This is a genomic window from Pseudomonas sp. 8(2025) (assembly GCF_052665325.1).
On the sequence record NZ_JBQOIE010000001.1, the window covers coordinates 316,348 to 336,210 of the forward strand.

Annotated in this window: 20 protein-coding genes and 1 pseudogene; 10 read left to right on the forward strand and 11 right to left on the reverse strand. The window is 62.6% G+C overall.

The genetic code is table 11. The features are described from left to right. Positions 1-22: 22 nt before the first annotated feature. Positions 23-745: a ribonuclease PH gene (gene rph / locus ACUXVH_RS01495; protein WP_011064229.1), complete on the forward strand. Its 723-nt coding sequence runs from the start codon at positions 23-25 to the stop codon at positions 743-745. Between the two features lie 30 nt (positions 746-775). Continuing rightward, entirely contained in the window at positions 776-1,144 is a 369-nt protein-coding gene (locus tag ACUXVH_RS01500) for a DUF4870 domain-containing protein (protein WP_011064228.1), read from the forward strand. A gap of 61 nt (positions 1,145-1,205) precedes the next feature. Here ACUXVH_RS01500 and ACUXVH_RS01505 read toward each other — a convergent pair whose 3' ends face one another. Next, the gene (locus tag ACUXVH_RS01505; RefSeq protein ID WP_011064227.1) at positions 1,206-1,985 is read right to left on the reverse strand and encodes an exodeoxyribonuclease III; all 780 of its coding nucleotides are present in this window, start codon (positions 1,983-1,985) and stop codon (positions 1,206-1,208) included. An 81-nt stretch (positions 1,986-2,066) separates the two neighbouring features. Between ACUXVH_RS01505 and pyrE the strand changes: the two genes are divergently transcribed. After that, the gene (pyrE, locus tag ACUXVH_RS01510; protein WP_011064226.1) at positions 2,067-2,711 is read left to right on the forward strand and encodes an orotate phosphoribosyltransferase; all 645 of its coding nucleotides are present in this window, start codon (positions 2,067-2,069) and stop codon (positions 2,709-2,711) included. 151 nt (positions 2,712-2,862) lie between these two features. Here the strand turns inward: pyrE and argB are convergent, their stop codons facing one another. From argB to coaBC, 4 genes and pseudogenes are all read right to left on the reverse strand, one after another. After that, positions 2,863-3,768: an acetylglutamate kinase gene (argB, locus tag ACUXVH_RS01515; protein WP_011064225.1), complete on the reverse strand. Its 906-nt coding sequence runs from the start codon at positions 3,766-3,768 to the stop codon at positions 2,863-2,865. A gap of 24 nt (positions 3,769-3,792) precedes the next feature. Then, a pseudogene (locus ACUXVH_RS01520) lies at positions 3,793-5,193 on the reverse strand (phosphomannomutase/phosphoglucomutase); the annotation flags it as partial. Between the two features lie 258 nt (positions 5,194-5,451). Beyond that, positions 5,452-5,907, reverse strand: a complete 456-nt coding sequence (gene dut / locus ACUXVH_RS01525; protein WP_011064223.1) for a dUTP diphosphatase — start codon at positions 5,905-5,907, stop codon at positions 5,452-5,454. Between the two features lie 5 nt (positions 5,908-5,912). Beyond that, on the reverse strand, positions 5,913-7,121 hold the full coding sequence (gene coaBC / locus ACUXVH_RS01530; protein WP_065365031.1) for a bifunctional phosphopantothenoylcysteine decarboxylase/phosphopantothenate--cysteine ligase CoaBC: 1,209 nt from the start codon (positions 7,119-7,121) through the stop codon (positions 5,913-5,915). Positions 7,122-7,253: 132 nt separating this feature from the next. Between coaBC and radC the strand changes: the two genes are divergently transcribed. After that, on the forward strand, positions 7,254-7,928 hold the full coding sequence (gene radC / locus ACUXVH_RS01535; RefSeq protein WP_011064221.1) for a RadC family protein: 675 nt from the start codon (positions 7,254-7,256) through the stop codon (positions 7,926-7,928). A 48-nt stretch (positions 7,929-7,976) separates the two neighbouring features. On the opposite strand, the gene ACUXVH_RS01540 is transcribed toward radC, so the two are convergent. Then, positions 7,977-9,560, reverse strand: coding sequence for an ABC transporter substrate-binding protein (locus ACUXVH_RS01540; protein WP_011064220.1), 1,584 nt, complete (start codon positions 9,558-9,560; stop codon positions 7,977-7,979). Positions 9,561-10,035: 475 nt separating this feature from the next. Here ACUXVH_RS01540 and rpmB point away from each other — a divergent pair, with 475 nt between their 5' ends. Both rpmB and rpmG read left to right on the forward strand, forming a co-directional pair. Further along, positions 10,036-10,272: a 50S ribosomal protein L28 gene (rpmB, locus tag ACUXVH_RS01545; RefSeq protein ID WP_011064219.1), complete on the forward strand. Its 237-nt coding sequence runs from the start codon at positions 10,036-10,038 to the stop codon at positions 10,270-10,272. Positions 10,273-10,283: 11 nt separating this feature from the next. Further along, a complete protein-coding gene (rpmG, locus tag ACUXVH_RS01550; protein WP_003177274.1) occupies positions 10,284-10,439 on the forward strand; it encodes a 50S ribosomal protein L33 in 156 nt (51 codons plus the stop codon). Between the two features lie 58 nt (positions 10,440-10,497). Here rpmG and ACUXVH_RS01555 read toward each other — a convergent pair whose 3' ends face one another. Continuing rightward, the gene (locus tag ACUXVH_RS01555; RefSeq protein WP_065365032.1) at positions 10,498-10,860 is read right to left on the reverse strand and encodes a cupin domain-containing protein; all 363 of its coding nucleotides are present in this window, start codon (positions 10,858-10,860) and stop codon (positions 10,498-10,500) included. Between the two features lie 238 nt (positions 10,861-11,098). On the opposite strand from ACUXVH_RS01555, the gene ACUXVH_RS01560 reads away from it, so the two are divergent. Both ACUXVH_RS01560 and ACUXVH_RS01565 read left to right on the forward strand, forming a co-directional pair. Further along, positions 11,099-12,592: an aldehyde dehydrogenase gene (locus tag ACUXVH_RS01560; RefSeq protein WP_011064217.1), complete on the forward strand. Its 1,494-nt coding sequence runs from the start codon at positions 11,099-11,101 to the stop codon at positions 12,590-12,592. Between the two features lie 127 nt (positions 12,593-12,719). Then, positions 12,720-13,865 (forward strand): MFS transporter, encoded by a 1,146-nt coding sequence (locus ACUXVH_RS01565; protein ID WP_011064216.1) that lies wholly within the window; start codon positions 12,720-12,722, stop codon positions 13,863-13,865. Between the two features lie 4 nt (positions 13,866-13,869). On the opposite strand, the gene ACUXVH_RS01570 is transcribed toward ACUXVH_RS01565, so the two are convergent. Next, positions 13,870-15,438, reverse strand: coding sequence for a phospholipase D family protein (locus tag ACUXVH_RS01570; protein ID WP_015637466.1), 1,569 nt, complete (start codon positions 15,436-15,438; stop codon positions 13,870-13,872). 66 nt (positions 15,439-15,504) lie between these two features. Then, positions 15,505-16,929, reverse strand: coding sequence for an aminotransferase-like domain-containing protein (locus ACUXVH_RS01575; protein ID WP_065365033.1), 1,425 nt, complete (start codon positions 16,927-16,929; stop codon positions 15,505-15,507). Between the two features lie 180 nt (positions 16,930-17,109). Here ACUXVH_RS01575 and ACUXVH_RS01580 point away from each other — a divergent pair, with 180 nt between their 5' ends. Continuing rightward, positions 17,110-17,355 carry a DUF1127 domain-containing protein gene (locus ACUXVH_RS01580; protein ID WP_065365034.1) on the forward strand — a complete coding sequence of 82 codons (246 nt, stop codon included), beginning with the start codon at positions 17,110-17,112 and terminating at the stop codon, positions 17,353-17,355. Between the two features lie 27 nt (positions 17,356-17,382). Here ACUXVH_RS01580 and ACUXVH_RS01585 read toward each other — a convergent pair whose 3' ends face one another. Then, on the reverse strand, positions 17,383-18,675 hold the full coding sequence (locus ACUXVH_RS01585) for an NAD(P)/FAD-dependent oxidoreductase (RefSeq protein ID WP_065365035.1): 1,293 nt from the start codon (positions 18,673-18,675) through the stop codon (positions 17,383-17,385). 148 nt (positions 18,676-18,823) lie between these two features. Here ACUXVH_RS01585 and ACUXVH_RS01590 point away from each other — a divergent pair, with 148 nt between their 5' ends. After that, positions 18,824-19,177, forward strand: coding sequence for a YkgJ family cysteine cluster protein (locus ACUXVH_RS01590; RefSeq protein WP_011064211.1), 354 nt, complete (start codon positions 18,824-18,826; stop codon positions 19,175-19,177). 42 nt (positions 19,178-19,219) lie between these two features. Here ACUXVH_RS01590 and ACUXVH_RS01595 read toward each other — a convergent pair whose 3' ends face one another. Continuing rightward, the gene (locus tag ACUXVH_RS01595) at positions 19,220-19,708 is read right to left on the reverse strand and encodes an Lrp/AsnC ligand binding domain-containing protein (protein WP_011064210.1); all 489 of its coding nucleotides are present in this window, start codon (positions 19,706-19,708) and stop codon (positions 19,220-19,222) included. Positions 19,709-19,863 lie beyond the last annotated feature (155 nt).

Genomic DNA, 19,863 nt, shown 5'->3' on the forward strand with positions numbered 1-19,863 from the left:
GTCCCCGTACAGGTGTTCCCCTATGAAACGTCCAAGTGGTCGCGCCGCCGATCAGCTCCGCTCGATCCGCATCACCCGCAACTACACCAAACACGCCGAGGGATCTGTACTGGTCGAGTTCGGTGATACCAAAGTGATCTGCACGGTCAGCGTCGAGAACGGTGTGCCGCGCTTCCTCAAGGGCCAGGGCCAGGGTTGGCTGACTGCCGAGTACGGCATGCTGCCGCGGGCTACCGGCGAGCGTAACCAGCGCGAAGCCAGCCGTGGCAAGCAGGGCGGTCGGACCCTGGAGATCCAGCGTCTGATCGGCCGTTCGCTGCGCGCCGCGCTGGACATGTCCAAGCTGGGCGACGTTACCCTGTATGTCGATTGCGATGTGATCCAGGCCGACGGCGGTACTCGTACCGCATCGATCACCGGCGCCATGGTGGCCCTGGTCGACGCCTTGAAAGTGATCAAGAAGCGCGGTGGCCTGAAAGGCGGCGATCCGCTGAAGCAGATGATCGCCGCGGTATCCGTCGGCATGTACCAGGGCGAACCGGTCCTGGACCTGGATTATCTGGAAGACTCGGCTGCCGAAACCGACCTCAACGTTGTGATGACCAGCACCGGTGGTTTCATCGAAGTGCAGGGCACTGCCGAAGGTGCGCCGTTCCAGCCGGCTGAACTGAATGCGATGCTGGCCCTGGCCCAGCAAGGCATGAACGAGATTTTCCAACTGCAGCAAGCCGCGCTCGCCGATTGATGGGCGCAGGTCTTCAGCAAGGAGAGCACCATGAGTGATGAACAACTGCCGCTGCCTACGCCGAGCCACGAAGTCCGGCAATGGGCGATGTTTTGTCACCTGTCCGCCTTGCTGGGGATCTGGGTTCCTTTCGGCACACTGATCGGACCGCTGATTCTCTGGCAGATGAAGCGCGAAACCGATCCCTTTATCGATGCCCAGGGCAAGGAAGCACTGAACTTCCAGCTGACCGTCGCCATTGCGTCGGCGGTGTGCTTCCTGTTGATGATCGTGGTGATCGGGTTCTTCATGTTCGGCCTGCTGGCGATCGGAGCCCTGGTGCTGACCATCATCGGCGGAGTCAAGGCTGGCGAAGGGGTGCCTTATCGCTACCCCTTCACCTGGCGCCTGATCAAGTAGCTCGAGCAAGCACAAAAAAGCCGACAGCGATGTCGGCTTTTTTGTGGCGGTGAAAGGACGCTTAGATGGTCAGCGTCCAGTCATAGTCCACGATCAGCGGTGCGTGCTGCGAGAAGCGTGGCTGGCGCGGCAGGCGAGCGCTGCGGACAAAGCGACGCAGGCCGGGAGTCAGTAACTGGTAGTCGAAACGCCAGCCCAGGTTCAGCATCTCGGCCTGTTCGTTGTCCGGCCACCAGCTGTACTGGTCGCCTTCACGGCTGACTTCACGCAATGCGTCGACATAACCCATGTTGCCAATGATCTCGTCCATCCAGGCACGCTCAGGTGCCAGGAAGCCCGGAGATTGCTGGCTGTCGCGCCAGTTCTTGATATCCAGCTTCTGTTGCGCCACGTACAGCGAGCCACAATAAATGTACTCGCGACGTTTGCGCCGCTGTTTATCCAGATAACGGGCGAAATCGTCCATTAGCTTGAACTTCTGGTTCAAGTCTTCATCGCCGTTCTGCCCTGATGGAAGCAGCAAGGTCGCGATGCTGACCTTGTCGAAATCGGCTTGCAGGTAGCGCCCGTAACGATCGGCTGTCTCGAAGCCGAGGCCGCTGATGACCGCCTTCGGCTGCAACCGCGAATACAAAGCCACACCGCCTTGGGCAGGGACTTCGGCATCGCAGGCATAAAGGAAGTAGCCATCCAGTTGGAAGGCTGGGTCGTCCAGTTCAAAGGCAGAGGCGCGGGTGTCCTGCAGGCAGATGACGTCGGCATTCTGTGCCTGCAGCCAACTGAGCAAACCACGCTCCACTGCAGCCTGAATACCATTGACGTTCACACTGATGATCCGCATAAATGGCCCCAAAAATCACGTGCGTGTATGATACCCGAGCTCTACCTAATTAGCTAAATCCGTGGTATCTGGGGTTTTTTCATGCAGGCGTATCAGCGCGATTTCATTCGTTTTGCCATCGATCGCGGGGTTTTGCGCTTCGGTGAGTTCACCCTGAAGTCCGGGCGCACCAGCCCTTACTTCTTCAATGCCGGCCTGTTCAACAGCGGTTCGGCGCTGGCCCAGCTGGGGCGTTTCTACGCCGCGGCGATCGTCGAAAGCGGCATTCCCTTCGATGTGCTGTTTGGCCCGGCCTATAAAGGCATTCCTCTGGCGGCGGCCACTGCGGTGGCGCTTGCCGAGCATCACCAGCGCGATCTGCCCTGGTGCTTCAACCGCAAGGAAGCCAAGGCTCACGGCGAAGGCGGCAGCCTGGTGGGGGCTCCCTTGACCGGCGATGTGCTGATCATCGACGACGTGATCACCGCCGGCACGGCGATCCGCGAAGTGATGCAGATCATCGAGTCCCAGGACGGCGCCAAGGCGGCCGGGGTGCTGATCGCCTTGAACCGTCAGGAACGCGGCAACGGCGAGTTGTCGGCGATCCAGGAGGTCGAGCGTGACTTCGGCATTCCGGTGGTGAGCATTGTCTCCCTGACCCAGGTCCTGCAGTTCCTGGCGGATGATCCGGCGCTCAAGCAGCATCTGCCGGCGGTGGAAGCCTACCGCGCGCAGTACGGAATCTGACCTGTAGGAGCCGGCTTGCCGGCGAAGAGGTCTTTGGGCCTTGAGTTGCCCGCGTGAGTGCCTTCGCCGGCAAGCCGGCTCCCACAAAGATTGCGTCGATAAAAAAGCCCCCGCCCGGGATCCCGTGCGGGGGCTTTTTTGTGCCTGGTGCTTAAGGACGCTTGCGGTTGCTGATCAGGGTGCCGACACCCGTATCGGTGAAGATCTCCAGCAGAATCGCGTTGGGCACGCGACCGTCGATGATCAGCGAACTGCCGACCCCGCCTTGCACGGCTTCCAGCGCGCAGCGGATTTTCGGCAGCATGCCGCCGTAGATGGTGCCGTCGGCGATCAGCTCGTCGACCTGCTGGGTGCTCAGGCCGGTGAGGACCTTGCCCGACTTGTCCATCAGGCCGGCGATGTTGGTCAGCAGCATCAGCTTTTCGGCTTTCAATGCTTCGGCCACCTTGCCAGCCACCAGATCGGCGTTGATGTTGTAGGACTCGCCGTTGGCGCCGACCCCGATCGGTGCAATCACCGGGATGAAATCACCCTTGACCAGCAGGTTCAGCAGGTCGGTGTTGATCCCGACCACTTCGCCCACATGGCCGATATCGATGATTTCCGGGGTGGTCATTTCCGGCGTCTGGCGGGTCACTGTAAGTTTTTTCGCCCGGATCAGCTCGGCATCCTTGCCGGTCAGGCCGATGGCGCTGCCGCCGTGACGGTTGATCAGGTTGACGATGTCCTTGTTGACCTGGCCACCGAGGACCATCTCCACCACGTCCATGGTTTGCGCATCGGTCACGCGCATGCCATCGACGAAGTGGCTTTCAATGGAAAGGCGCTTGAGCAGGTCACCGATCTGCGGGCCGCCACCGTGCACCACCACCGGGTTGATCCCGACAGCCTTCATCAGCACGATGTCGCGGGCGAAGCCGGTTTTCAGCTCCTCGCTTTCCATAGCGTTGCCGCCGTACTTGATCACCAGGGTCTTGCCGACATAGCGGCGAATATAAGGCAGCGCTTCGGATAGGACCTTGGCGGTATTGGCGGCGGCATCGCGTTCGATGGTCATTCAGGGCTCCGGTGCTTCAAACAATCAAAACGGTAGTTGGAGATCAGGTGCAACACGTTTCAGCTGGGTGTGGAACACATCCTTGATGCGCTGCAGTTCGGCTGCATCATCAGCCTCGAAGCGCAGCACCAGCACAGGGGTGGTGTTGGAGGCGCGAACCAGGCCCCAGCCCTTGGCATAGTCGACCCGCACCCCGTCAATGGTGGTCAGGTCGGCGCCTGCACCCCACTGCGCGTCGTGCAGGGCGTCAATGATGCTGAATTTGCTCTCTTCGGTCACATGGATATTGATTTCCGGCGTAGAAATATCGTTCGGGAAGGTGGCGAACAGCTCTTCCGCGGTGGATTTTTCCTTGCTGAGGATCTCCAGCAACCGTGCGGCGCTATAAATGCCGTCGTCGAAGCCGAACCAGCGTTCCTTGAAGAACACATGGCCGCTCATTTCGCCGGCCAGCAGAGCGCCGGTCTGCTTCATTTTCTTTTTGATCAACGAGTGACCGGTCTTCCACATTAGCGGGCGACCGCCATATTCCTTGATCAGCGGAATCAGGCGTCGGGTGCATTTGACGTCGAAGATGATCTCCGCATCCGGGTTGCGCGCCACCACGTCCTTGGCGAACAGCATCAGCAGGCGGTCGGGGAAGACGATGCTGCCGGTGTTGGTCACCACACCGACACGATCGCCGTCGCCGTCGAAGGCCAGGCCCAGGTCGGCGCCGGTTTCCTTGACCTTGGCAATCAGGTCCTCGAGGTTCTCGGGCTTGCCCGGATCCGGGTGGTGGTTGGGGAAGTTGCCGTCCACTTCGCAGAACAGCGGGATCACTTCGCAGTTCAGGGCTTCGATCAACTGTGGGGCAATCACCCCGGCGGCGCCGTTGCCGCAATCCACCACGACTTTCAGGCGGCGGGCCAGCTTGACGTCACGGATGATCTCCTCGGCGTAGCGCGGCAGGATGTCGACCTGGGTGACGCTGCCCTGGGCGCTGCTCAGGTTGTTGCTCTTGAGGCGCTCGTGCAGGGCCTGGATCTGTTCATTGGCCAGGGTGTCGCCGGCGATGACGATCTTGAAACCGTTGTAGTTCGAGGGGTTGTGGCTGCCGGTGAGCATTACGCCGGACTTGCCGGCCAGTACGTTGGCCGCGTAATACAGGGCCGGGGTCGGCACCAGGCCGACGTCGCTGACGTGGCAGCCGCTGTCGTGCAGGCCCTGGATCAGTTGCGCCACCAGTTCCGGCCCGGACAGGCGGCCATCGCGGCCCACGGAGACGTTCGGTTCACCCTGGGCCAGGCTCTGGGAGCCGATGGCGCGGCCGATCCAGTAGGCGGTTTCAGCGGTCAGGGTTTGCGGTACAACGCCGCGGATGTCGTAGGCGCGGAAGATGCTGTCGGGGAATTTCGGGGCGACTTTAGCTGCGTTGCTCATCACTGAGGGTGCTCCATCTGAAGGGGTGCAGTACGGCCGTGGGAGGACAGGCCGGCAGGCTCAAACTGAAGGGTATGACGGCGTTTTCAGCATAGAGTTCGTACTGCGAAAGTGCCATCTGACGGGCTCCGTCCCCTCCGGAACCGGTCAGCAGCCCGGCCTGGCGGGGGCCAGGCGCCCTGCAAAAAAGTGCTGGTCCTCGGTCCTTGATTGCTCTCGCAAGGGAGCGGAGCAGGCAGGCTGCCCACTCCGAGAGGCAGATCAGTGGCTGCCGGAGTGGCCGAAGCCACCTGCGCCACGCTGGCTTTCATCAAAGGCTTCGACCACTTCGAAATGCGCCTGGACCACAGGCACCAGCACCAGTTGGGCGATGCGCTCGCCGACGGCGATGTTGAAGGCGGTCTGGCCACGGTTCCAGCAGGACACCATCAGTTCGCCCTGGTAGTCCGAGTCGATCAGGCCCACCAGGTTGCCCAGCACGATGCCGTGCTTATGGCCCAGGCCGGAGCGCGGCAGGATCAGCGCCGCCAGGCCCGGGTCGCCAATGTAGACCGACAGCCCGGTAGGGATCAGCAGCGTCTGGCCTGGCTCCAGAAGGGTGTCTTCCTTGAGCATGGCTCGCAGGTCGAGGCCGGCGGAGCCCGGCGTGGCGTACTGCGGCAGAGGGAATTCGTTGCCGATGCGTGGGTCGAGGATCTTGGCTTGTAAAGCGTGCATGCGAGTTAAACCTGGTTCAGCCGTTCGGCGATAAAAGAGATCAGCTGGCGGGCAATCTTGCCCTTGCTGGTCTGGGCGAAGAGAGTTGCGTGCAACTCCCGGTCAATCACGCTGCAGGCGTTTTCCTCGCTGTTGAAGCCAATGCTCGGGTTGGCAACGTCGTTGGCGACGATCAGGTCGAGGTTCTTGTCCTTCAATTTGCGTGCAGCGTAGTCGAGCAAGTTTTCGGTTTCTGCGGCGAAACCGACACTGAAAGGCCGATCCGGACGGCTGGCAATGGTGGCCAGGATGTCCGGGTTGCGCACCATCTGCAGCAACAGGCCGTCACCTTTCGTAGGGTCTTTCTTTAATTTCTGTGGGGCGACGACTTCCGGTCGGTAGTCCGCGACCGCCGCAGAGGCGATGAAAATGTCGCATGGGATCGCCGACTCACAGGCCGCGAGCATGTCCCGGGCGCTGACAACGTCGATCCGCGTGACTCTATCGGGGGTTGGCAGGTGTACCGGCCCAGTGATCAGGGTCACCCGGGCACCGGCTTCAACCGCAGCCTCGGCCAGGGCGAAGCCCATTTTTCCTGAGCTATGGTTGGTGATGTAGCGCACCGGATCGATGTTTTCCTGGGTCGGCCCGGCGGTAATCAGCAGGTGCTTGCCGGTCAGCGCCAGATGCTGGAAGCAATCGGCGGCGCACTGGGCCAGGTCGTTGGCCTCCAGCATGCGGCCCAGGCCGACATCGCCACAGGCCTGGCTGCCGGAAGCCGGGCCGAAGACCTTCAGGCCACGGCTTTGCAGCAGTTGGGTATTGGCTTGGGTGGCAGGGTCGCGCCACATGGCCTGATTCATCGCCGGGGCGATGGCGACGATGGCATCGGTGGCCAGCACCAGGGTGGTCAGCAGATCGTCGGCAATGCCCTGGGCCAGGCGGGCAATCAGGTCCGCGGTGGCCGGCGCGATCAGCACCAGGTCGGCCCACTTGGCCAGCTCGATATGGCCCATGGCGGCTTCGGCAGCCGGGTCCAGCAGGTCGAGGTGGACCGGGTGCCCGGAGAGCGCTTGCATGGTCAGCGGGGTAATGAATTCACTGCCGCCCCGGGTCATGACCACGCGCACTTCGGCGCCCTGGTCGAGGAGTCGGCGAACCAGCTCCGCGCTCTTGTAGGCGGCAATGCCGCCGCCGACGCCGAGCACGATGCGTTTCCGATACAGCCGCTGCATAGGCCTGTCTTTCCGTTCAGTGATTGCTGCGTGGCATGCCCCCTCCCCAGGTGAAATACCACGCAAAAAAGAGGGGGCTAAGATAGCACAGCGCCCGCTGTCGAACAGCGGCGCCATGCACAGGGAGGTGTGATGAGTATTCGTGACTGGCCCGCGGCGGAGCGTCCGCGGGAACGGCTTCTGGAGCAGGGCGCCATCAGCCTTTCCGACGCCGAGCTACTAGCTATTTTCCTGCGCACCGGGGTGGCCGGTAAAAGCGCGGTGGACCTGGCGCGGCATCTGTTGCGGCGCTTTGGCAGCCTGCGCAGGCTGCTGGAGGCCGATCAACTGACCTTCACCCGCCAACTGGGGCTGGGCCCGGCCAAGTACGCCTTGTTGCAGGCGGTGCTGGAAATGGCCCGCCGGCATCTGGCGGAGAAACTGCATCGCCAGTCCGCGTTGGAGAACCCGCTGGTGGTGCGCGATTACCTGAAGTCGATGCTGCGCCACGAGCCCCATGAAGTGTTCGGTTGCCTGTTTCTCGACACGCGGCATCGTGTACTGACCTTCGAAGTGCTGTTTCAGGGCTCCATCGACAGCACCACGGTGTACCCGCGGCAGGTGATCAAGCGCGCCTTGGCGCACAATGCAGCGGCGGTGATCCTCTGCCACAACCACCCGTCAGGCATTTGCGAGCCCAGCCCGGCCGACCGGGTAGTGACCCGACGTTTGCAGGAGGCACTGGAGTTGATCGATGTGCGGGTGCTGGACCACTTCATCGTGGGGGAGGGCGACCCGCTGTCGATGGCCGAGTACGGCTGGATCTGAATGCGGTCGGCTTCAAGGCCTGGGTGGGCCTTGAAGCCGACCGGCAGTTCACTTGATGCTGACTTTCGAATAGTCCTGGCGCCCGAAGGGGCTCACCTGGTAGCCCTCGACCTGCTTGCGAGTCAGGGCGAAAGCGGTCGGGTGTGCCAGGGGCAGCCACAGCGCCTGCTGCTGGATCTGGGTCTGGGCCTGTTGGTACAGCTTGCTGCGCACACCCTGTTCGCTGGTGGTCTTGCCGGCCGTGATCAGCTTGTCCAGGTTCTGGTCGCAGTAGCGGGCGAAGTTGGTGCCGGACTTGACGGCGGCGCAGGTGAACTGTGGCGAGAGGAAGTTATCCGGGTCGCCGTTGTCGCCAGCCCAGCCCATGAACAGCAGGTCGTGCTCGCCGGCCTTGGCGCGGCGGATCAGTTCACCCCATTCGATCACGCGGATTTCCGCCTGGATCCCTACTTGGGCCAGGTCCGATTGCAGCAACTGCGCGCCCAGGCTGGGGTTGGGGTTGAGCAGGCTGCCAGAGGGGCGGGTCCAGATGGTGGTCTGGAAGCCGTTCTTCAGGCCAGCCTTGGCCAGCAGTTGGCGAGCCTTTTCCGGGTCGTGGGCGTACCCGGGCAGGTCCTTGGCGTAGCTCCAGGTATTGGGCGGGTAAGGGCCGTTGGCGGCTTCGGCGGTGCCTTCAAAGACCGCCTTGAGGTAGCTGCCCTTGTCGAAGGCCAGGTTGATTGCCTGGCGTACCTCGGGTTTGTCCAGGGGTGGGTGCTGGCTGTTGATGGCGACGAAGGCGGTCATGAAGGCTGCGGTGTGCTCGACCTTCAGTGCCGGATCCTCGCTGGCGGCCTGGACATCCAGGGGCTTGGGCGACAGCGCGATCTGGCACTCGTTGCGGCGCAGCTTCTGCAGGCGCACGTTGGCGTCCGGGGTGATGGCAAAGATCAGCGAATCGACCGCAGGCTTGCCGGCAAAGTAGTCGCGGTTGGCCTTGTAGCGGATCGAGGCGTCTTTCTGGAAGCGCCCGAAGATGAACGGGCCGCTGCCGATCGGCTGGCTGTTGAGCTTCTCCGGGGTGCCGGCCTTGAGCAGTTGCTCGGCGTACTCCGCCGAGTAGATCGAGGCGAAGCCCATGCTCAAGGTGGCGAGGAAGGTCGAATCGGCGTGGTCCAGGGTAAAGCGTACGGTCAACGGGTCCAGGGCATCGATCTTCTTGATCAGGCTGGGCAACTGCAGGGATTGGGCGTGGGGAAAGCCGCTCTGGGCGATCTTGTGCCACGGATGGGCCGGATCGAGCATGCGCTCGAAGCTGAACTTGACGTCTTCGGCGGTCAGCTCGCGGCTGGGGTTGAAATACTCGGTGCGGTGGAACTTGACCTTGGGGTGCAGCTTGAACACGTAGGTCAGGCCGTCGGCAGAGACCTCCCAGCTGTCGGCAAGGCTGGGGACTACCTTGCCGCTATCAGCGTCGAACTCCACCAGGCGATTCATCAGCACGTCGGCGGATGCGTTGGTGGTGGTCAGTGAGTTGTACTGCACCACGTCGAAGCCCTCCGGGCTGGCTTCGGTGCAGACGCTCAGCGCGGCAGCCTGGGCCAGGGGGCTCAGGAGAGGGGCGAGCAGGAGCGGGAGGGCGGCAAGACGCATGGTCGGGTTCCTTGTGCAGATCGAAAGCCCATCTGCGAGTGCAGTCTGGAAATGCCTTACCCTAGTGGGCTCTTTGTAAAATGACTATCCCTTTTGTATCGAGTGACGAAACCTCGAGCTCGGCCGGGGTTCCAAGCGTGATTCTCCGCAGGCATGACCGCGTTCTATGGCGGTTTTGTGCCTGGGGTTTCGGGAGAAATATATTCTGCGACGAGCGGTAGATTTCTGCGGTAGCCTTTGCCGCAGGCGTCCGGCGCAAGAAAATCAGGACTTTTCGTCATCCTGGGCACAGCGGTTGTTGTTGCTCTGGGGTCTTTCTGGTATAAAGCAGCGCTCTTTTCTAGGGGCCCGGTTCCTTCGCTTGTAGGTGTAGCCGGTAAGACCCTAAAGAAACGCGGCGCCTGGCGCCAAATGACTGAGAGATTAAGCGGCCAACCCATGCCGGGTTGGGCATGTGGTTTTAGAGGGCTGAGGCATGTCTAGAGTCTGTCAAGTTACCGGTAAGGGTCCGGTGACTGGGAATAACATTTCCCACGCAAACAACAAAACCCGTCGTCGTTTCCTGCCGAACCTGCAGCATCACCGCTTCTGGGTTGAGTCCGAGAAACGTTTTGTGCGTCTGCGCGTATCTGCCAAAGGCATGCGTATCATCGACAAGCGCGGCATTGATGTCGTGCTGGCCGAAATCCGTCGCGATGGCGGCAAGGTTTAAGGGAGCTAATCATGCGTGAATTGATTCGTTTGATCTCGAGCGCCGGTACTGGTCACTTCTACACTACCGACAAGAACAAGCGTACTACTCCGGACAAAATCGAGATCAAGAAATATGATCCGGTTGTTCGCAAGCACGTGATCTACAAGGAAGGCAAAATCAAGTAATTGATTTTTCTTCTGACAAAAAAACCCGCCTTCAAGCGGGTTTTTTTGTGCCCGGGATTCAGGCTTTCTGTTCGAAGGCCACATAGACCTTGCGGCAGGGCTCCAGCACTTCCCAGGTGCCCTTGAAGCCGGCCGGGATCACGAAGCGGTCGCCGACCCGCAGAGTCTTGGCATTGCCGTCGTGATCACGCAGTACCGATACGCCCTGGAGGATCTCGCAGTATTCGTGTTCGGTGAAGTTCACCGTCCACTGGCCCACGGCGCCTTCCCAGATCCCGGAATTGAGCTGGCCGCACGGGCTGGCGTAATGGTTGAACACCGCCTGCTCGGGGTCGCCCTTGAGGATTTTTTCCGCAGCGGGGCGGTAGCGTTCGCCCTCGGTGGTGGCCTGGCTGAAGTCGACGACGTTGTGGATGCTCATTGTTGTATTCCCCCGTGATTGCGGCGCGAGTGGCTATGAAGGCCAAAGTCTATGTTTATTAAAATGCACATAGCAATGGCGTTTGCCCGGGCTTTGTCAAATATATTGAAAGTACAGGTGTCGCTGGTTTAGGGTGGCGGGTGCCTTTGGCCGAAAACAGGCTGGCCGGGCAGAATTCTTCAGCAGTGCCGGCGTAGTTCGCATGGCGCTTGTATACAAATAAGAGGAGGACACTCGTATGACCACCCTGACTCGTGCCGACTGGGAACAACGTGCCCGCGACCTGAAAATCGAAGGTCGTGCCTACATCAACGGCGAATACACCGCATCGGCTTCCAGCGACACCTTCGAATGCATCAGCCCGGTAGACGGTCGCGTACTGGCGACCATCGCCAGCTGTGATGCCGCCGATGCCCAGCGCGCCGTGGAAAACGCCCGCGCCACCTTCAACTCCGGCGCCTGGTCGCGCCTGGCGCCGGCCAAGCGCAAGTCGGTGATGATCCGCTTTGCCGGCCTGTTGAAGCAGCACGCTGAAGAACTCGCGCTCCTGGAAACCCTGGACATGGGCAAGCCCATCAGCGACTCCCTGGATATCGACGTTCCCGGCGCCGCCCAGGCCCTGAGCTGGAGCGGCGAGGCCATCGACAAGATCTACGATGAAGTCGCTGCCACCCCTCACGACCAGTTGGGCCTGGTCACCCGTGAGCCGGTAGGCGTGGTCGCGGCCATCGTGCCGTGGAACTTCCCCCTGATGATGGCTTGCTGGAAACTGGGCCCGGCGCTGTCCACCGGTAACTCGGTGATCCTCAAGCCTTCGGAAAAATCCCCGCTGACCGCCATCCGCATCGCTGCTCTGGCAGTGGAAGCCGGGATTCCGGCGGGCGTGTTCAACGTACTGCCAGGCTACGGCCACACCGTCGGCAAGGCCCTGGCCCTGCACATGGACGTGGACACCCTGGTGTTCACCGGCTCCACCAAGATCGCCAAGCAGCTGCTGGTCTACTCCGGCGAATCCAACATGAAGCGCGTGTGGCTGGAAGCCGGCGGCAAGAGCCCGAACATCGTGTTCGCCGATGCTCCGGACCTGCAGGCCGCCGCCGAATCCGCCGCCAGCGCCATTGCCTTCAACCAGGGCGAAGTCTGTACCGCCGGCTCGCGCCTGCTGGTGGAGCGCTCTATCAAGGACAAATTCCTGCCGCTGGTGATCGAGGCCCTCAAGGGCTGGAAGCCGGGCAACCCGCTGGACCCGGCCACCAATGTCGGTGCCCTGGTGGACACCCAGCAGATGAACACCGTGCTGTCCTACATCGAAGCCGGGCATGCCGATGGCGCCAAGCTGGTGGCCGGTGGCAAGCGCACCCTGGAAGAAACCGGTGGCACCTACGTCGAGCCGACCATTTTCGATGGTGTCAGCAACGCGATGAAAATCGCCCAGGAAGAGATCTTCGGCCCTGTACTGTCGGTGATCGCCTTCGACAGCGTGGAAGAGGCGATCCAGATTGCCAACGACACGCCTTACGGCCTGGCAGCTGCGGTGTGGACCGCCAACATCTCCAAGGCCCACCAGACCGCCAAGGCCCTGCGTGCCGGCAGCGTCTGGGTCAACCAATACGACGGCGGCGACATGACCGCGCCGTTCGGCGGCTTCAAGCAGTCGGGCAACGGTCGCGACAAGTCGCTGCATGCGTTCGACAAGTACACCGAGCTGAAAGCCACCTGGATCAAGCTCTGAGTCTTGTCGTTTGAGGCGGGGCAGTGCCCCGCCTGATGTCGATCCATAGCGCAGCCGGACTTTCCGCAAGGGGAGTCCGGCTGTGTTGTCTGTGCCTTGCGAAACAATGATCCACAGGAGCGTGGAAATGCGTTGGGCGACCTATTTCGCCGTTTTGGCCGCAGTCTTGAGTGTCGGCCTGGCCCTGGGCGTGACCATGCCCCTGGTGTCGTTTCGTCTCGAAAGCTGGGGCTACGGGCCTTTTGCAATTGGCGTGGTGGCGGCGATGCCGGCCATTGGCGTGTTGCTCGGGGCGAAGATCTCCAGCCGCCTGGCGGCGCGCTTCGGCACCGCCAGCCTGATGCGCCTGTGCCTGTGGGGTGGGGCGATCTCCATTGCCTTGCTGGCGCTGCTGCCCAGCTATCCGTTGTGGTTGGTACTGCGCCTGATACTGGGAGTGGTCCTGACCATCATCTTCATTCTGGGGGAAAGCTGGATCAATCAGCTGGTGGTGGAGCAGTGGCGTGGCCGGCTGGTGGCGCTGTATGGCGCAAGCTATGCCTTGAGCCAGCTGGCCGGGCCCCTGCTGTTGGGCGTGCTGGGTACTGAGCATGATTACGGCTTCTGGACCGCGGTGGGTTTGCTGGTGGTATCACCGCTCCTGCTGTTGGGGCGCAGCGGGGCGCCGAGCACCGAGTCGTGCAGCGTGACCCTGTTTGACCTGTGGCACTTCTGTCAGAAGTTGCCGGCGATTGCCTGGGCAGTTGCATTGTTCGCTACTTTCGAGGCCCTGATTCTGACCCTGCTGCCGGTGTATTGCCTGAGCCAGGGGTTCACTGAAGACATTGCCCTGGCCATGGTCAGCACCGTGGTGGTGGGGGATGCACTTTTGCAGCTGCCGATTGGCGCCCTGGCGGATCGGATTTCCCGGCGCGGCCTGTTCACCGGCTGCGCGGTGATCCTGCTGTGTTCCAGCCTGGCCATTCCGCTGTTGCTGGGCACCGTGCTGATCTGGCCGCTGTGGGTGTTGTTCGGAGCCAGCGCCGGGGGCTTGTTCACCTTGTCGCTGATCCTGATCGGCGAGCGTTACCGCGATGATGCACTGGTGCGGGCCAATGCCCATGTGGCGCAGCTCTGGGGCATTGGCTGCCTGATCGGGCCGCTGGTGGCAGGGGCCGGCAGCCAGTGGGTGAGCGGCCACGCCATGTTGCTGCTGGTGGCGGCCGGGGCTTTTGGCTTGCTTGTCCTGCTGCTGCGCCAGGGGGCCTTTGGCGAAGCCCAGGCTGCGTTGTAGCCGCTCAGAGCATGCGTTCCAGGCCGATGCGGGTGCTCAGCCAGGCATTGAAGCGGCGCCACCAGTTGCCGGGTTCATGGCCCAGGCTGTGCAACTGGCCCTGATCCTCGGTCACCCAGACCAGCTTGCCGTCCAGCAGCTTGACCTGGTAGCTCAGGGCCGGCGCCATCCCCTGCAGGGCCAGGGCGCGGACATGTTCAGCCAGCTCGGGGCTGTCCACCAGCACCCCGACCTCGGTGTTCCACAGCACCGAACGGGGGTCGAAGTTGAACGAGCCGATGAAGCTCTTTCGTCGGTCGAAGATCATCGCCTTGCTGTGCAGGCTGGAGTCGGAGCCCTTGTAGGAGCCGCTGTGGAACAGGTGCGGCCCGCTGCCACCGCGCTCGCCGGGTTGTCGGCGCAGTTCGTAGAGCTTCACTCCATGTTCCAGCAATGCCTTGCGATAGGGCGCATAGCCGCCATGCACCACTGGCACGTCGGTGGCTTCCAGGGAGTTGGTCAACAGGCTCACCGAGACCCCGGCGTCCGCGCGCCCGGTCAGGTACACCAGCCCGGGCTGCCCCGGAACGAAGTAGGCCGAGATCATGATCAGCTCCTTGCCGACCCCGCTCAGTTCCGGTGCCAGCTGGGTGGTGAGCAGCAGGTGCGGGTCGGGGTCACCCTTGGCCAGGACCTTGGCCGGAGCGTCCCACAGGGCCTGGTTCCAGGCCCAGATCAGTTCCTTGCGCCAGATGTCCATGCGCGGCTGGGTCTGGTAGGTCATCAGTTGCCGATACAGCGCCTGGTTCTGCCGGCGGCTGTCCTGCAAGGATTCCTCGAGGCGCAGCCGGGTGTTGTCCAGCGCCTTGGTGGAAGGTGTGCTGGACAGGAACTCGCCGATGGGGCGGCTCAGGGCGCTGTTCCAGTACTGGTCGAAGCTGTGGCCCAGTTGCTCGGCCACCGGACCCACGCTGAACATGTCGATGTCGGTGAAGTTCAGGTTGGGCTGGGCGTCGAAGTATTCATCCCCCAGGTTGCGCCCACCGACGATGGCCACGCTGTTGTCTGCCAGCCAGAGCTTGTTGTGCATCCGCCTATGCTGCTGCGACAGGTTGAACAGGCGGCCCATGGCCCGGGTCAGGCCGGTGCTGCGGCCCAGGTGCAGAGGGTTGAACAGGCGGATCTGGATCTGCGGATGGGCGGCCAGGGTGGCGATGATCTGGTCCAGGCCGTCGCTGGTGGTGTCGTCCAGCAGGATGCGTACCCGCACGCCACGATCGGCAGCCTTGAGCAGCTCGTCCACCAGCATGCGGGTGCTGATGCCGTCGTGGACGATGTAGTACTGCAGGTCGAGGCTGCTTTGCGCGTTGCGGATCAGCTCGGCGCGGGCCATGAACGCTTCGGTGCTGTTGGGTAGCAGGCGAAAGCCGGAACGCCCCTGGTAGGGCGCGGCCTGGGCCCGGATCGACTGGGCAAAGCCCGAATCACGGGCGGGCAGGGCCTGGCTGGGTTGGTACGGCACCTCGCGGGTAGCGCAGCCGCCCAGCCCGAGGCTCAGCAGCAGAAGCCAGGTGAAGGCCTGTATAGGGTTCAAGTCAGGTCATCTCGCATCACGGCACGGGTTGGCATGGGACGGCTGGCTTCCTGCTTCGGATCGGGGTCAGTCCGAGGTATCACTGAGCAGCTTGATGGCTGCAGCGCCGACCTTGCGTACCGCGTCTTCGATCTGCGCGGTTGGCTTGGCAGCGTAGTTCATCCGCAGGCAATTGCGGTACTTGCCCGAGGCGGAAAAGATGCTGCCCACGGCAATCTGCACCCCTTGCTCGAGCAGCACTCGGTTGAGCTTCAGAGCATCAAAGCCCTCGGGGAGTTCGATCCACAGCATGAAACTGCCCTGTGGCCGGCTGGCACGAGTGCCGGCGGGGAAGTAGCGGCTGACCCAATCGAGCATCAGGTTACGATTGCGCTGGTACTGGGTGCGCATCTTGCGCAGATGCGGCTCGAAGTGGCCGCTCTTGAGAAACTCGGCGATGGCTACCTGGGGCTGCGGGGCCGTGGAGCCGGTGCTGATGTATTTCATGTGCAGTACACGTTCCAGGTAGCGGCCGGGCGCCACCCAGCCGATGCGCAGGCCTGGGGCCAGGGTTTTCGAGAACGAGCTGCACAGCAGCACCCGGCCATCATCGTCGAAGGACTTGATGGTGCGCGGGCGCGGGTAGGTGTAGGCCAGTTCGCCATACACATCGTCCTCGATGATCGCCACGTCGAAGCGCTGGGCCAGGGTCAGCAGTGCCCGCTTGCGCGGCTCCGGCATGATGTAGCCCAGGGGGTTGTTGCAGTTGGGCGTCAACTGTATGGCCTTGATCGGCCACTGTTCCAAAGCCAGTTCCAGGGCTTCCAGGCTGATTCCGGTAATGGGGTCGGTGGGGATCTCCAGGGCCTTCATGCCCAGGCCCTTGAGGGTCTGCATGGCGCCGTGGAAGCTCGGCGAGTCCACGGCGACGATATCCCCCGGTTCGCAGATGGCGCGAATGCTGGTGGACAGCGCCTCGTGGCAGCCGGTGGTGATCACCAGGTCGCCGGCCCCCAGTTGGCAGCCGGAATCCAGCATCAGTCGTGCGACCTGCTCGCGCAGCTCCAGTACGCCGTAGATGTTGTCGTAGTGCAGGCCTGGCATGTCCTGGCGCCGGCTGAGGCGGGCCAGGGCCCGAAGCAGAGGCTTGAGGGTGGGTGTGGTGATGTCCGGCATGCCGCGGCCCAGTTGCACCACGTCCTTGCGCGGCACGGCGCGAATCAGTTCCAGCACCTGGTCCCACTGCGAGATCTCTACCGGTCGCTGGGCCGGGCGGCCAACGGCGGGCAGGGCGGGCAGTTCGCGGCTGGGCGGCACGAAGTAGCCGGACTTGGGCTTGGGCATCGCCAGGCCGTTGTCTTCCAGCAGGCGGTAGGCCTGCTGCACGGTGCTCAGGCTGACCCCGTGCTCGACGCTCAGGGCGCGCACTGAGGGCAGCCGATCGCCGGGGCGGTAGAAGCCCTGCTCAATGCGGGTGCCCAGGAGTTCGGCGAGGTTGACGTAGAGGGTCATGGCATTGGCTCGTAGTGGGGGGCGCGAGGACCGGTACAGATGGGGCAAAAATACAGGATTCAGCAGGATTTTTGGCAAAACTGTATGGAGTTAATACCGCTGTATTGAGTCTGTAATGGTTTTTGCGCACCAAGCATCCTATTGGCTCATGGCAACTTTGAGCAAACAGGAGCAATACAGATGAACGGCTTGAGCGATGTGCGTCTGTCGTTACGGAGTCAGGAGCTGCAGGCAGAGCAGGAGCAGGCACTGGCGGCACGCCTGCCACGCTCCGCACCGCCCGGGCTGAGCCCGCTGGGTCTGTACTGGCATCGGCTGCGCACGCGCAAGTCGTTGCTGGAGCTGACTGCCGAGCAGTTGCGCGATGTCGGCCTGAGCCGGGAAGAGGCGCGGGCCGAAGGTCTCAAGCCGTTCTGGCGGCTGTAGGCCGACGCCGCGCAGCCACGGGGAGGGTCAGAGCAGTTCCTTCAAGCGGTGCCAGAGCATGCCCAGGGCCAGCAGCGGCGAGCGCAGATGCTTGCCGCCCGGGAAGGTGATGTGCGGCACCTTGGCGAACAGGTCGAAACCGCCGCCGTGCTGGCCGCTGATGGCCTCGCCCAGCAGCTTGCCCGCCAGGTGCGTGGCATTCAGGCCGTGGCCCGAATAGGCCTGGGCGTAATACACATTGGGCTGGTCCTTGAGCCGGCCGATCTGCGGCAGGCGGTTGGCGCCGATGCCGATCATGCCGCCCCACTGGTAGTCGATCTTCACTGCGGCCAGTTGCGGGAACACTTCCAGCATCTTCGGCCGCATGTAGGCGGCGATGTCCTTGGGGTCACGCCCCGAATAATGACAGGCACCCCCGAACAGCAGGCGCCGGTCAGCCGAAAGACGGTAGTAGTCCAGGGCCACGCGCTGGTCGCAGACCGCCATGTTCTGCGGCAGCAGTTCCTGGGCCAGGGCCGGGCTCAAGGGTTCGGTGGCGATGATGTAGCTGCCGGCCGGAAGCACCTTGCCCCCCAATTCCGGATTGAGATCGTTGAGGTAGGCGTTGCAGCCCAGTACCAGGGTCTTGGCCCGGACGGTGCCGCGACTGCTGTGGACCTTGACCTCGGGGCCGTAGTCGATGCGTGTCACCGCAGAGTGCTCGAACAGTTGCACCCCCAGTTGCTGCGCCGCCCGGGCTTCGCCCAGGGCCAGGTTCAGCGGGTGCAGGTGGCCCGAACCCATGTCGATCAAGCCGCCAACATAGCGCTTGGAACCCACCACGCTGTGCATTTCATCGGCCTGCAGCAGCCGGGTCTGGTGGCGATAGCCCAGGCTGCGCAGTTCCTCGGCGTCTTCGGCGAAGCCGGCAAGGTCGGCCGGCTTGTTGGCCAGGTCGCAGTAGCCCCAGGTCAGGTCGCAAGGGATCTGGAAACGCTCGATGCGTTGGCGGACGATCTCCACCGCCTCCAGCCCCATGAGCTTCATCTGCCGCACTCCGTCCTTGCCTATCACCTTGGTGAACTGGTCGAGGCCGTGGCCGACGCCGCGAATCAACTGCCCGCCATTGCGCCCGCTGGCGCCCCAGCCGATCTTGTGCGCCTCCAGCAGGACTACGCTGAGGCCACGCTCGGCCAGTTCCAGCGCGGTGTTGAGCCCGGAAAAACCGCCCCCGACCACGCACACATCGGCTGTCAGATCGCCCGCCAACGCTGGGTAGTCAGGTTGCGGCAGGCTGCTGGCGGCATAGTAGGAAGCGGCGTGCTGAAGGCTGGCGGGCATGGGATGCGTCCTGATGATGGTGTCGGTAAAAATGCGCGGAGCATAAGTCGGGCCTTTGCGCCGGGGCAACCGCAGGACGCCCGGTCCTGTCTGCCGCCAGGCATTTAGGGCAGAATTCACGGCTATTCATGCGCCGGTAGTCTTTTTCATGAGCTGTAACCGTCAAATCGTCCGCAGCCTGCGTCAGCAGATTCCCTCTTTCGAGTGCGTTCCCGGCTGCCACGACTGCTGCGGCCCGGTGACCACCTCGCCGGAGGAAATGTCCCGCCTGCCGCGCAAGACCGCTGCCGAGCAGGAAGCTGCCATGGACGAGCTCAACTGCGTGCACCTGGGACCCAACGGTTGCACCGTGTATGACGAGCGTCCGCTGATCTGCCGCCTGTTCGGCACCACGCCGAGCCTGCCTTGCCCCAACGGCCGGCGCCCGGTGGAGATGATCCACCCTCGGGTCGAAAAACAGATCCACGACTACATGGCCAGCACTCGCCAGGTTCTGGTCTAGCCCCGCGCACCCCGGCTTGCCGGAAGGCTTCACCCTCTCGCTTCAATCCGGAATCGGCAGGCTCAGGCTCTCCTTCACTTCTTCCATGACGATGTAGCTCTTGGACTCGCGCACGTGGGGCAGCTTGAGCAGGATGTCCCCCAGCAACTTGCGGTAGGACGCCATTTCCGAGATCCGCGCCTTGACCAGATAGTCGAAGTCGCCGGACACCAGGTGGCACTCCAGCACGTGGGGCAGCTTCAGCACCGCCCGGCGAAACTCCTCGAAGGTATCGCCGGACTTGTAGTCCAGGCTGATCTCGACGAACACCAGCAGGCTGCCCTTGAGGTGCTGCGGATTGAGCCGCGCGTTGTAGCCCATGATGATCCCTTCGCGCTCCAGGCGGCGCACGCGCTCGGTGCAGGGGGTGGTGGAGAGGCCCACTCGCTCCCCCAGCTCGGTGAAGGAAATGCGTCCGTCGGCCTGGAGTATCCGCAAGATATTGCGATCGATCTTGTCCAGGGCCCGACGGGTCTGATGGTTGGTGCGCATAGGGGATGCCCCTCCGTGAAAAGCAATATTGCCGAGAATTCTCGCCAAATATAGGCGGTTATATAGTGAAAATCACTGCTCAATGTTTCTTACACTGCGCCCATCTTTGCTCTGAATAACAAACGTCAGCGGTCAAGCCGCGATGAGGATATGAA